This is a genomic window from Bacteroidota bacterium (assembly GCA_030706565.1).
Lineage (GTDB): Bacteria > Bacteroidota > Bacteroidia > Bacteroidales > JAUZOH01 > JAUZOH01.
This window is the reverse complement of record JAUZOH010000062.1, coordinates 1-14279: the sequence shown is the minus strand read 5'-3', so window position 1 is coordinate 14279 and position 14279 is coordinate 1. Positions and strand designations below refer to the sequence as shown.

General features: G+C 37.7%; 8 protein-coding genes. 3 read left to right on the top strand and 5 right to left on the bottom strand.

What is annotated here, in order from left to right; translation table 11 throughout:
• Positions 1 to 1388, top strand: a 1388-nt coding sequence (locus Q8907_05240) for a polysaccharide biosynthesis tyrosine autokinase (GenBank protein MDP4273668.1), incomplete at its 5' end; no start/stop codon positions are given.
• 49 nt (positions 1389 to 1437) lie between these two features.
• Here the strand turns inward: Q8907_05240 and Q8907_05235 are convergent.
• Complete coding sequence (locus tag Q8907_05235) at positions 1438 to 2448, bottom strand: FAD:protein FMN transferase (GenBank protein ID MDP4273667.1); 1011 nt, start codon at positions 2446 to 2448, stop codon at positions 1438 to 1440.
• A gap of 177 nt (positions 2449 to 2625) precedes the next feature.
• Between Q8907_05235 and Q8907_05230 the strand changes: the two genes are divergently transcribed.
• A complete protein-coding gene (locus tag Q8907_05230) occupies positions 2626 to 3933 on the top strand; it encodes a DUF5103 domain-containing protein (GenBank protein ID MDP4273666.1) in 1308 nt (435 codons plus the stop codon).
• Between the two features lie 100 nt (positions 3934 to 4033).
• Positions 4034 to 4999: an ADP-glyceromanno-heptose 6-epimerase gene (gene rfaD, locus Q8907_05225; protein MDP4273665.1), complete on the top strand. Its 966-nt coding sequence runs from the start codon at positions 4034 to 4036 to the stop codon at positions 4997 to 4999.
• Positions 5000 to 5446: 447 nt separating this feature from the next.
• Here rfaD and Q8907_05220 read toward each other — a convergent pair whose 3' ends face one another.
• The 4 genes from Q8907_05220 to Q8907_05205 all read right to left on the bottom strand — a co-directional run bounded on the left by Q8907_05220 (position 5447) and on the right by Q8907_05205 (position 13564).
• Positions 5447 to 6739: a HAMP domain-containing methyl-accepting chemotaxis protein gene (locus Q8907_05220; GenBank protein MDP4273664.1), complete on the bottom strand. Its 1293-nt coding sequence runs from the start codon at positions 6737 to 6739 to the stop codon at positions 5447 to 5449.
• 344 nt (positions 6740 to 7083) lie between these two features.
• Entirely contained in the window at positions 7084 to 8025 is a 942-nt protein-coding gene (locus Q8907_05215; GenBank protein ID MDP4273663.1) for a TIGR01212 family radical SAM protein, read from the bottom strand.
• On the bottom strand, positions 8022 to 11366 hold the full coding sequence (locus Q8907_05210; protein ID MDP4273662.1) for a UvrD-helicase domain-containing protein: 3345 nt from the start codon (positions 11364 to 11366) through the stop codon (positions 8022 to 8024). Before Q8907_05210 ends, Q8907_05215 begins: the two co-directional genes overlap by 4 nt.
• Before the next feature lie 227 nt (positions 11367 to 11593).
• Positions 11594 to 13564, bottom strand: coding sequence for a sialate O-acetylesterase (locus Q8907_05205; protein ID MDP4273661.1), 1971 nt, complete (start codon positions 13562 to 13564; stop codon positions 11594 to 11596).
• Between the last annotated feature and the right edge of the window lie 715 nt (positions 13565 to 14279).

Below are 14279 nucleotides of genomic sequence, written 5' to 3'. Positions count from 1 at the left end.
TGAAATATATCAAGCAAAAGAAGGAATTTAAAGATGTGATTGTTCCTTCTGCAATGGGCATTGATGATCCTGTACTTACTTCAATGTTAATGCATTTGCGTGAACTCTACGAACAGAAAAATGTGTTGGAATTCAGTGCTAAAGCCAGTAACCCGGCTCTTAATCTGGCCAATAATGAAATTCAGAACACCAGAAGTGCATTGATAGAAAGCGTAAACAATAACATTAAAACTGCATCTATTACCCAAAAGGATGTTGATAACCGAATAGCCGATGCCAATACAAAACTGGAACGTTTGCCGGTAAATCAGCGCCTGTTGATTAATTTTCAGCGTCAATTTAATCTGAATGATCAGATTTACACGTATTTACTTCAGAAGAGAGCAGAAACAGGTATTGCCAAAGCTTCCAACAACCCTGATAATAAGATACTGGATATAGCCCGTCCGGAAAATGCAATCCAGGTTAAGCCTAAAACTTCGCTTAATTATATGATTGCTTTTGTTTTGGGGGCCATGATTCCTATGGTCATTATTCTTTTGCTTGATTTTCTGAATAATAAGATCAGCAGCAAAAAAGATGTTGAAAAGGCCACACAAATACCTATTTTGGGTTCCATTGGGCATAGTACCATCAAATCGGAATTGCCGGTCTTTGAAAATCCCAAATCTTCGGTTGCTGAATCGTTCAGATCATTGAGGACCAACATGCAGTATATGATTGCAGGCAGTGATAAGCATATTATTTCTGTGACATCTACTTTGAGCGGAGAGGGGAAAACATTTGGTGCCACCAACTTGGCTACCATTATTGCCATGTCAAATAAAAAAACCTTATTGGCAAGTTTCGATTTGCGTAAGCCCAAGATTCATACTATCTTTAATCTGAATAATACGGTTGGAATCAGTACGTATCTGATCAAACAGAGTAATTATCAGGATATTATTAAGGGAACGAATATTAAAAATTTGTTTGTTGCAACTTCTGGGCCTATCCCTCCCAATCCCTCCGAACTTATTGAAACAGAGCAGATGAGGGAATTTATCCGTTTAGCACAGAATGATTTTGATTATGTGGTTTTCGATACTCCTCCCATTGCCATTGTGACCGATGCAATTTTATTGGGTCGTTGTGCCGATTTAAATGTCTTTGTCGTACGTCAGGATTATTCAAGTAAGGAGGTATTGAATCTGGCCAATGATTTATACAAGAAACAGGATTTACGAAATCTCGCCCTCATCCTCAATGATACCCAAACTTCCAATCATTACTATGGATATGACTATGGTTACAGTTATGGCTATGGAGGGGAGGGCTATTACGGTGAAGAGAAACAATCTTTAAGTGTAGGGCAAAAATTGCTGAAATTTTTGCGTATCAGAAATTAGGTTGAAGTATCAGAAGGTCGGAGCTGTTCGAAGACCTTCTGCTGCTTGATTACTGCAACATTTCCCTGATCCTGCCCGTGCAATAAACTTCATATTCCCCTTTTTCATTGGTGTATATCAGGTATGCATCCAACTCGGGATGTTTCTTCAATATTTCTTTTGCTTTTTCAAGCCCGCTAACAATAAAGACTGTTGCATAGGCATCAGCCGTTATGCAGTCATCTGAAATTACTGTCGCACTCAGCACATTGTGTTGTACCGGATATCCTGTACTGGGATCTATGATATGTCCATATTTTTTCCCGTCTTTTTTGTAAAAGGCACGATAATTGCCTGATGTAGAAATTGATTTGTCCTTTAATGCCAATACAGACTGTAAATCCTGACCTGGTATTTCATTCTGGTCTGTAGGTTTATCTATCCCGACGGTCCAGGTTTTACCTCTGGCATTTTTCCCTTTTGTTCTGATTTCGCCCCCGATTTCAACCAGATAATTTTTTATGCCTTTTGATTCGAGGAAAAGGGCGGTCAGGTCAACTGCATATCCTTGTGCAATGGCATTCATGTCTATCATCATGCGGGAATCTGCTTTTACTACCCGGTCATTTTCCAATTTTATTTTTTGATATCCTACCAGTCGTAATAAACTGTCTATCAAAAGGGAATTAATTTCGGATTGTTTGGAGAAACCAAAACCCCAGGCATTGACCAACGGTGATACGGTAATGTCGAAAGCACCGCCGGTTTGCTCAGATACTTCCTGTGATTTCAGAAAGGCAGTCTTAAAATGTTCATCCGTTTTGGCTGCAGAATCATTCCTATTGATCCTTGAAATGATAGAGTTTGGATTATAGATGGATAAGGAGTTGTCGAAATCAGATAACAATGAATCAATTGCAACGTGGTAATTTATATTTTTGTCCGATTTATATGTGATATGATAAGTCGTTCCCTGGGCCAGCCCGGTCAGAAAGATGTAACTTTTTTGCTGACAGGCAGCAGTTATTGTATTGACAACAATCAGACAAACCAGAAATATTTTGAATTTGCAGCGTTTCATTTTTAAAAATAAGAGTTGGGATTTTTTCTGTTTTAACTCCTGCATTAAATGAGGTTTTATTTGCATTTTTGTAAATCTTGCAAATTAATGATATTATTTTTTCAATCTGAGTCAGTTCTGAAAATTGTCTTTGATTACTTTGCTAAAGGTTAAAATTATTCACAAAGAAAGATATAAATGATGAGAATCAAATTATTTAAAACCCGGATTGCCTGTCTTTTTTTGTTATCAGGGATTGTGGGGCCTTCTGTTGCTGCAGTAAGGATTGAACAGAATGTTCGTTTTATGCAGGATTCTGTTTATAAACCAAACATTAAAACCGTTTTGTTATACCGGAGTGGCTGGGAGATGTCGTATCCGCTGATAGATTTGAATAGCAACGACAAACTAAAATTGAGTTTCGATGATTTAGACGGTGATATAAAGAGTTATTATTTTACAATCGTTCATTGTGACGCTAACTGGAATGAATCAGGCCTTTCTCCGGCCGAATATATTGATGGTTTTACGGAGGACCGTATTTCAGATTACAGTCATTCCTTTAATACAACTTTTAACTATACCCATTATAATCTGGTTTTTCCCACAGAGAATATGAAACCCCGTTTATCGGGCAATTATATTTTAAAGGTTTACGAGAATTTCGACCAGAGTAGTATTGTTTTTACCCGCCGTTTTATGATAGTAGACCGGAAAATAAAAATCAATGTTGCTGAAAAGCGGCCTTCTGTGAGCAAATTTTATAATACGGGGCAGAAAATTGATTTTTCTTTGGAAACTCAGGGACTTGCACTAAGTGATCCCTTAAATGAACTGAAGATATTGGTTACTCAGAATAACAGATGGGATAATGCGTTAAGGGATATCAAACCTTCCTATGTTAGCAGCAATCATTTGGAATATAGCTGGGATGACCGGATAATATTTGCCGGAGGCAGCGAATTCAGGCATTTTGACACGAAAAGCATTCATTACCAATCTCAGTATGTACACAAGATTGCTTATGAAGCTCCTTATTATCATTTTTATCTTTATCCTTCAGAGCTTAAACAGAAGAAACTTTATTTTTTTGACAACGATATCAATGGCCGTTTTTTAATTTCTGTTAGCGACAGGGACAGTGCTGAAAACGAAGCCGACTATGTTTATGTGCATTTCAGCTTGCCCTGTGAAGAAGCTTTAGCTGATGGGAAATTCTATGTTTTCGGGGCATTGAACTATTGGAGTTGCAACAAGGACAATGAAATGGCCTATGATGCAGCAAGCCGCTCATACCAGGCAAAGATGTTGTTGAAGCAGGGTTATTACAATTACGGATATGCTTTTGTTCCCCAGGGTTCTGCTCAATGTGATCTGGGGTATATTGAAGGCGATCATTATGAAACTGAAAATGATTACAGTGTGTTGGTCTATTATCATCCGTTTAATCAATTTTATGATGCCCTGGTGGGCATAGAAACCATCAATTCGCTCAAAACCAGGTGAATCAGCCTTTTTTTTGGAATCTAAATTTCTTGGGAATATTTAGATTCTTTAGCAAGGTTTAGACTTCTATTTTGATTATTTTTGTACAAAACTCATTGCTATGATTATCGTTACTGGAGCTGCAGGGTTTATTGGCAGCAATTTGGTTCGTAAACTTAATGACGAACGTTTTAAAGATATTGTCCTTGTGGATGATTTTTCGAAAGCCAACAAGTTGGACAATTACCAAAATAAAACATACACTGAAAAAGTGGATAGAAATGAATTCTTCGAATGGCTTAAGGAAAACAATAAATTTGTTGAATTCATTTTCCATTTGGGTGCCCGTACGGATACTACTGAATTCGACAAAAAGGTGTTCGATAAGCTTAATTTGAACTATACCAAACAAATGTGGAATGCCTGCGTGGAATATGGATTGCCATTGGTATATGCTTCCTCTGCTGCAACCTACGGTGGGGGAGAATGGGGCTACAATGACAGTCACGAGATCGTTGAAAAGCTTGTTCCGCTCAATCCTTATGGAGAATCTAAAAATGAATTTGATAAATGGGCATTGAAACAGGAACAAAAACCCTATTTCTGGGCAGGCCTGAAATTTTTCAATGTCTACGGGCCTAATGAATACCACAAAGGGAGAATGGCCTCTGTGATCATGCATGCTTACAATCAGATCAAAGAAACGGGAAAGATGAAGTTGTTCCGTTCACATCGCCCTGATTATAAAGACGGGGAGCAGGAAAGGGATTTTGTATATGTGAAAGATTTGGTTAATGTACTCTATTTCCTGATGAACCATCGTAAAGATTCTGGACTGTATAATTTGGGTACCGGCAAGGCACGCACTTTCAATGATCTGGTGAAAAGCACTTTTGCAGCGATGAATGTAAAAGAAAATATTGAATATATTGATACTCCTCTTGATATTCGTGACAAATACCAGTATTTTACAGAAGCCAAAATGGAAAAGCTTCGCTCAATTGGGTATACCGCAGATTTTACTTCGCTGGAAGACGGGGTTGCGGATTATGTTAGAAATTATCTTATTGGTCATCAATTCAATTGATTTTTTGACCGTTTTAAATTTTTAGATGAATATTCTACAAAAGGAACGATAGATTTTGCTATTTCTATCGTTTTTTTGTACTCCTTAATTGGTACTTTCCTGCCTGGGATGAGGGGGGAGCAGAGTCTAAAAATATAAAAATCAAATACTTGTAATTGATTGATAATCAAATAGTTACATTTGTCTACTTAAAAGAAATGTTTATCAAAATCTATCAAAATCTCCCTGCTTTAATTTGAAATTAATCTAAATAAGGCATATCTTTGAATATTGAAAAAATAGAAAAAAGCGAAAAGCAATATATTTTGTTTCTACAGGTAGTTAATGATTTGGGTTAGTGTTTTAGGGCCGGATAATTCCGGCCTTTTTTTTAGTGTGCCTCATGGGAAAATCCCACATATAATTTTCCCTAATTAACAGTAAATCATTGTTAAAAATTAGCTTATTTCAGAACCTTTCATAATCTTTATCCAGATGGTCATTTTTTGAAAGATTGATATTAACGTCTTTATATTTTTCTCTTTCCTTTGAAAAAATTGTTGTATCAACCGTTTGTTTATTCTTTTTAACTAAATTCTCATAGGAGACTTTGGGCATTTTTTTAGATGGAGAAGAAAAGGCTAAAGGTTTATTCCCTTTTTTTAATTTAAAGAATGAGACCATTTCCTCCAATTGTCTGGCTTGGGATTCCATTTGTTCGGAATGAGTTGCCATTTCTTCGGAAGAGGCTGCATTTTGCTGGGTAACCTGGTTGAGTTGTTGAATGGCATTGTTGATTTGGTTGCTTCCTGCATTTTGTTCGGCGCTGGCCGTTGCTATTTCCTGAACCAATTTTGTGGTTTCATAAATGTCAGGTATGATTTTATTGAATAAATTGGTAAAATGCTCAGTATTATTGATGCTTTCAGAGGAAAGTTTTTGAATTTCGTCAGCGGCTGTTTTACTGTGTTCCGCCAGTTTTCTGACTTCCCCGGCAACTACTGCAAATCCTTTTCCATGTTCCCCGGCCCTGGCAGCTTCAACTGCTGCATTGAGGGAAAGAATATTGGTCTGAAAGGAAATATCGTTGATGATGGTGATTTTTTCTGAGATCTCTTTAATGGATTTCAAGCTTTCTTCAAAAGCCCGGCTGGTTAATTTAAGCTCTTCCACAACGGAACTGGCAATTTTTTCGGATCTTTTTGAATTTTCAGTATTTTGCTGAATATTAGACAACATTTCTTCCATGGAAGAAGATAATTCTTCGGTGGAGGATGCCTGCTCCGAAGCCCCCTGGGACATGAGCTGGGAATTATTACTTAGATCACTGCTGGCATTTACCATGCTTTCCGTGGTATCATGAATATTTAAAATCACTTCGTCGAGTTTTGCTATATGATTGCGCAGCGCTTTTCCAATTCTTCCTATTTCGTCATTCTGTTTTACTTCAAAATTCACACTTATATCCCCATTGCTCAGTTGCTCAATTTTTTGAACCAGGATTTCCAGTGGATCCTTTACCGTTTTTAATAAGGAATAGCAGCTGATACAGAGGAGGGCAATCCAAATAGGAATGGCCCAATATAATTGATAAACTCCTTCGGCGGCCAGCAAGGCAGAAATGGCTATAAGAATGGTATTAACTACTGAAACAATTACAATTCTGTAACAAAAAGAATTTTTAAAAAAATACTTTAGTATCCAGCTGCATAATGGAAACATGGCAACCATGATGAGAGAATAGATTAGTAGTCTGTTCATTTTTAGTTAAATTTATGGGTAATGATTATAAATAGTTCATTGTTAAATTTAAAAAACATACAAAATCCTTGGGATTTTTTTCCCCACAGGAAATTTTTATTGTTACAACGTTAAAATATTTTTGAAATTATAACAATCAATTATAGAAATCTCTTATTTAACGAAATTTAACAAACTGAATATTTAAATGGAAATCAACAAACATTTTCAAACCATCTCAAACCATTGTTTTTTCTTTCTTTCACTTGGGTGGTTTATTCTGAGGTTAAGGGATCAATAATTCAGATAGTTATGGAAGGTATCTTAATTCAAGACAGCATTCATCCTGTTCAATCAGATTCACATTATTGAACTAATCTACCTTGCCAGGTGTTGTGTTCTTCAAGAAGTAATTCAAAGCGTTGCAGAATCTGGTCATAAACAACACCTTTCCAGGGATGAACGGCAAGAAAGCGGGGCGGTACCTCACCGGCAATACGTTCTATCACAATATCCGGATTAAGTTGTTCCACAAAGGATACCATAAATTCCAAATAATCATCCAGACTGAAGAGGTTGAACATCCCGGGATTTTGGGCATATTCAATTGCCATTGCAGTATTTTTGACAATCTGCAACTGGTGAAATTTAATAATATCCAATGGAAGGGAAGAAAAAAGGGCTGCTTCATTCAACATCTCTTCGCGAGTTTCGCCAGGCAGGCCAAAAATCAGATGGGCGCCGGTTTTAATCCCTCTTTTTGCAGTTTCTTCAATGGCTTTGACTGATTGGGCAAAGCTGTGCCCGCGGTTGATCCTTTGCAGGGTTTTGTCGTAGCCCGATTCTATGCCATATTCAATCATGACATATTTATTTTCCGCCAGCCTCTGAAAATAGTCGAGTTTTTCGGCGTCAACACAATCAGGGCGGGTACCTACCACCAGGCCCACAATACCGGGAACAGACATTGCCTGGTCGTATATTCCTTTCAACCTCGATAAAGGTGCATAAGTATTGGAATAAGCTTGAAAATAAGCCAGATATTTTGAAGCCCTGCGGTTCCTTTTCAGGTGAAAAGCTTTGCCTTCCTCAATTTGCTGGTTTACTGACTTTGAGGGATCACAATAGGAGGGATTGAAAGCTTCATTGTTGCAATAGGAACAACCGCCCCGGCCGACAGTTCCATCTCGGTTAGGGCAGGTAAAACCTGCATTTACGGCCAATTTTTGTATTTTCTCGCCAAAGGTCTGTTTTAGATATTCCGAATAGGAATTATACCGTTTATTTTGCTGCCAGGGGTGTTTCATGCGGCTACAACTTTATTCCTGTTTACGTACCAGATATATGCCTTTACCGGACTGTATCCCATCTGGGCCAGGTAAGCTGCATATTGCCTGATCTGATTGAGGTATGAACTTTTTTCCAAATCCCCGAATTTGTAGTCAATTACAACAGCCTCCTTGTCTTTAATTAGAACCCTGTCGGGACGTCTAATCATTTTCTTTTGCTCTTTCCACAGGATTGGCCCTTGTTCATCAAATCCATCATTCTTCAATAAGATATCTGCTTCGGTTTTTACCTTCCATTGTCCGTCAAACCAACTTTTAACCAATGGATCAGTAAAAAGGGAATCGATTTTTATCTTCAAACCATTGCTTTCAGTTACAGAAAGTTTACCCTCAAACACCATATTTTTCAAGGTGTTGTCAATATCCTTTGTGGTGATAATATGCTGAAATACTTCATGCATCAACTTTCCATAGTTGATTTTTGTGTTTTGCGTTCCATTCCATTCAAAATAGCTGTCAGAATGTAGCTTTAACTTAAGTCTGCCGCTGATTTCAACAGAAGGATAGGCCGTTAGAAGGATATCGCTATGTTGTCCTTCCTCTGATTTATTTGTTGTTCCAGGTTTTGAAAAGAAGCTGCCGGCCTCCAAAATACCTGTTTCCCCGTTCCATTTTAGGATATTGGCATCCGGACCTTCAGAACCGGAAATTTCACCAAAGGATTCAAACAATAAACTTCCCGTGGTATCCACGTCAGTTTTATCTTCTTTAGCCTTATCTTTTTCCTTGGGTTTCTTTGAGAAAACAAAAAGCATATCTTCGGGACGGGTAAACGCAACATACATCAGATTCAAATTATCTATGTAAGCATGCATCTGTTCTTCAAAATAATCCTTATAAAAAATACTTTCAGCCAGCTTAGATGAATACTTTAAAGGCAATACGGGAATTTGATCAAAAGGCTCTGCATGAGGATGGCACCAGATGATATTGGTTTTTCTCGGGTCATTGTCAATCATCCAGTTACAAAAAGGAACAATTACAACCTTAAACTCAAGCCCTTTTGATTTATGGATAGTTAAAATGCGGATTGCATCCTGGTTTTCAGAAACAGGTACAGTTTTTGAACCGGCATTTTCGTCCCACCATTCAAGAAAAGCATGAGCATTACCAGAATAGCGCTTTACAAAATTCAGTACTTCATCCTCAAATGCCTGGATGAAAGGAAGTTCGTCAGTATGCTCATTTAATCTAAACAAAGCAATAATTCGCTCAACCTGCTCAAATAATGACCTGTGCCTGAGGGATAATTCTTCAGCCCAAAATTCAGCTGGAAGAGTCTGTTTCAGAATGGATTCCCTTTCTGATGCATTAAAAATTTCAGAATGATCAGAGATATCCCCTACTTTTATATAACTGCAATATTCATTCAGTAGAAAGGCTCGATTCAGGTAATCATCAGGAGTATTGAAATATCTGAGCACAGCAACCAGAAGATTCACTCCTGATGAGCTTTTCAGAAATAAAGACTCATTAGAAACGACATCATATCTATATTTTGACTGAAGATCAACAGAATTCTTATATTCCAGCAGGGTATTGACAACTTTTTGCCCTTCGTCTTTTTTCCTTACCAGTATGGCAATATCTTTCAAATTGTATCCCTGATCCTGAAGTTGTTCGATCAGTTTTGGCAGGCGTTTTAACACTTCTTCTTCCCAGGAGTTTTCTTTAGAATCTTCTAAAAAAGTAATATTTACGTATCCTCCATTTTGATTGTCGCGCGAAGGAACCTGTTGCTCAAGGTCTGAATAAGCTTTTCCAATCATACCTTCAAAATGAACAAGGTCGTCCTTGTGATTGTCAGAAGAATTGCAGTGTTCCTGAAATTGGTCTTCTAGAATGGAGGCCGAATATTTGAAGCAGATATTATTGAAACCGACTATGTTCCTGCGACTGCGCCAGTTGGTACTTAATGGCAGGGATATAATCTGCTGTGGCGGAAAATCATCATTGATCTGGTTGGCCAATAGTTCCCAGTCACCGTTTCGCCAGCGATAAATAGCCTGTTTTACGTCACCCACCACTAAATTATCGTGCCCGTCGGACAGACTATTGGCAATGAGCGGTTTAAAGTCTACCCACTGAATGTTGGAAGTATCCTGAAATTCATCAATCATAAAATGCTGATAAAAACTTCCTGTCTTTTCGTATAGGAAAGGGGTATCACTTTCATCTATAATGTTGCGAAGTAATCCTGCCGCCTCATTCAGCATAAAAATATTCTGATCGTTGCAATATGAGTGCATTTCCCGGTCTATATCAGAAAGTATCCCCAGGGTGTGGATGAATTTCAAAATCTCCAGAGCAGAGACATAAAAAGGATTATGTTCCCTGTAATAATTTATGGCATCAATAAGTTTTTTACCAAGACCTGCATGATAAGCGCCGATAATTATATCCTTTTTGGGAGAATCCTTTTTATACCACTGTTCCAGATCATCAGCAGATTTAATTGTAGTTGGTGTAGGTTCAAACTTCTTTTTCTCTTTCAGATATTGAAAGTGTTTAATAAAACTTCTTGTCCCTCCTTTAAAATCTTCTATCTTAAGTCCGGCATCGGCTATTATTTTTAAGCCCTCACTGCCTGTTTGCTGCAGGTCGTTTTCAAAATCATGCCTTACTTTTTGGAGCATAGCTACATAACGGCTTAGCAATTGGCCATCTTCATTGCTCAGCTTACTTAGGGTATCGTTATCAAGTGATTGAAAATCCTCTGTAAATACTTCTTTTCCCAAGGAAAGTAAATCATTCCTAAAGTTCCAGCTTCTGCCATCTTCAATTTTATCTTCCGCAAAATTCGTCAGCCAATTTTTAAGTTGCTTATTTTCCTCCAGGTTAAAGAGAAGTCTGTCCACACTTTCCTCCAACACTTTCTGGCTGTCAAGTTCAATATCAAAACCTGCAGGCAGTCCCAGTTCCCGTATAAATGACCTTAGAATCTTCTGAAAAAAGCTGTCAATGGTGCCTACCGAAAATCTGGAATAAGTATGCAGAATGCTATTGAGGATGAAGTTCGCTTTTTTTTGAATATGAGCGGGAGTTTCGCCGGTAAGACTGATCAGATCGTCAAGATAAGGAGATTTCTCCCCCCTGGCCAGATGGGAAAGTTCTTCAATAATTCTCCGTTTCATTTCGGCAGTCGCCTTATTGGTGAAGGTTACTGCCAGTATGTGCTGGAAACGGTTGTTGGAATAATATTCCCCATTTTTCTCAAATAATAATTTGAGGTATTCGCCGGTCAATCTAAACGTTTTTCCTGAACCTGCAGAAGCTTTGTATATTTTTAGTTGAGACATCTGAAATCATTTTTCTGACTTTAAAGGTACAAAATTGAAGTAAAGGATGAAAAAAAACAGTTTAAGATGCTTTCAAATAATTAGAGGCGCAGCAATAAACCAAAGATGCAGCAGGCAGCAAACAATTTAAGCAGGATTTCTGAGTAATGACGGATACTGTACCTTTTTGTTAATTAAATATAATGGCTAAAATCTTGACTGTTAAAGTGATTTTTCAATTAACAAACTTATAGATTATTTAATTTCCAGGTATCCGTTCTGAAAGGTGGGGCAGGTAATCCTTCCCGGTTATTTAGGTTACAATCCGGATTATTGGCCCATCCATATCTGACAGCTACCGGTAATTTCACCTTCAGGGATGAAACAACCACCTCGTTGCCTTCAATAAATGCAGAACCCCAGTAAAATTTCTGATCGCTGCCTGCAATGGCAAAGCCTTTTAAAAGTTTATTGTCTTTCGATTCCAAACCACTCCCACAGGATGAAAATTTCAATCTTATCTTATTGCCTTCAATTTTCATTGAGTCATAAACGGGTCCGGAAGAAACGTTATTCCCGTGATAGGCAATATTACATGCCGCCAGATAAAGCCTATGGCCGACATCAGATTTATTCCTGGGATGAATGTTGTTGGCCTCTCCAATATCTATTGTACAAGCCATTCCTGTATTCGGGCAATTCAATGCCAAAGTCTGTGCTTCTCTCATTTCAGCCCACGACTCTTCGGAAGGTTCCGCTTTTCTTTCCATGTAATTGGGTAACTGAACGAATAAGAATGGCATATATCCTTCATTCCAACGCAGCCGCCAATCCTGTATCATTAAAGGAAACAGGATTCGATATTGATTAGCTTTACCGGCATTGTTTTCACCCTGATACCAAATCACTCCGCGGATAGCATAAGGGATTAAGGGGGCAATCCTTGCATTATACTGAACTGATAATTGATTATAGTAATTTTGCCACTGGGGCACAGGCGGTTCTATAATTCCGCTGCTCCGCCATTCATTATTCAAGGGTATTTTTATTTTCTTGTCCGAAGAAACCAGGTATGAATCGTTTTCAGATGTTCCAATATTTGCAGTGCCCCAGGTAACATACATTCTGATTGATAATACATTTTTCCCTGATTTTAATAGTTTGGCCGGAATCCCATAGAACATAACCTTGTCAGGATTAATCGTATGGCCTATTTCTATCCCGTTCAGGTATAAATTTACTTCTTTTGCCTTCAAATTCAGGCAAAAGAAAAAATGGCTTTTCTGAAGTTCAGAAGGAAATTCAAATGACTTTCTGAACCAAACGATGCCCCAGAAGCCCCCCAATCCGATTTTCCCCATATCTAGGGGATATAATGTCCGTTTCCAGGAACTATCATCATAGTTTAACCCATTTACATGTGATTTTAAGCCTACATTGGCGGCTTTTGCCATGCTGTCGCGGTCGTGTTCGGCTTTAATATTTTTAGCAACAAATGCTTTCCAATGTTCTGAATTATGATCCATCTTTATGATCCTTTGCCTAAAATCAGGAAGGGTCATAAGCACTTCACTACTCATCCATGCTTCTATACTGGTTGCGCCCCAGGAAGAACTAATTATTCCGACAGGGACCCCCTTTTTTAAATTCAGCTCTTTGGCGTATAAATAAGCCACAGCTGAAAAATCCTTTACTGTTTGAGGACTACAGATTACCCAATTGTCCTGGGGAATGTCCCTGAAGGGTATGACGGAAGTAACATAATCCACTTTTCTAAATCGTATATCCGGATAATTTGCATCTTTTGCCTCTTCTTCCTTATTTAACAAAGAGGCCACCTTAAATTCCATGTTGGATTGGCCTGAGGCAAGCCATACTTCACCCAACATGATATTGTTGAAAGTTATTTTATCCTGATTACAACGGACATTCAACTGGTACGATTTTCCATCGGCTTTCATAGCCGGGAGGTAGGTTATCCATTTGCCACCGGCATCGGCTACGGTCTGTATGGAAATATTTGAAAATGTAACTTCGACTTTAGCCCATGGTGTAGCACTTCCCCATACCGGAATCTGCCTTTCCTGCTGTAATATGGCATTATTCCCAAATACTCCGGCTACTTTAAATTCAGCCTTAATTTGAATTGACAACAAACCTTCCATCAGTAAAAAACATAGTAAAAGCCGCCATCCACTAGCTGTAATTTTATTTTTCATTTCTTTATTGTGGTTATATTTTAAAAATCTCAATAACATCATGAAAATATTTGAATTTACATTAGACTATAATCAGGGTAAATAGAGTCATTCCCCTGGTTGGAAAGGCATCAAACCTGGGTATAATTTCGAAAACGCCTGGTTGTATGAATTAAATGGCTCTGTTATTTCATTTTTATTTTCCTCTTCATGGATTAACAACATAATATCAATGGAATTATGAATGCTTGAGTTTCCTTAAAAATCAGGAATAAAAAGGTTCAATGATAGCTGTAGCAATGCATAAATTATATGACTGAAAGGTATCAGAACAAATTCCCATAAATAGTTCTTTTAAAAGGTTTGAATCCAATTCATGAACCTGATATTTGATAGCTATTTCAGGACGATTATGGATGCAAAAATAGTGTTAATGAACTGGTTCAAAATGCAATATAAAAAATTGTCGGGAATTATTGAAAAAGAAATGATAAAAGTTAAAAAGAGCAGGGTAAAATAGATATTTAAGGTAGACAAGAGTCGAAAGTCCATATACATATTCTCTTTGCAAGAACCTGTAACTTTAATCACAACCGAATCTAAGTTCTTTGGGATATCTTTAATTTCTCTGTGGCTCTCCGTGAAAAACTCTGTGGTACTCTGTGTAATAATTAAATACTTTAACACAGAGATACACGGAGAAGACACAGAGTTACACGGAGAAAAATCTATGTAC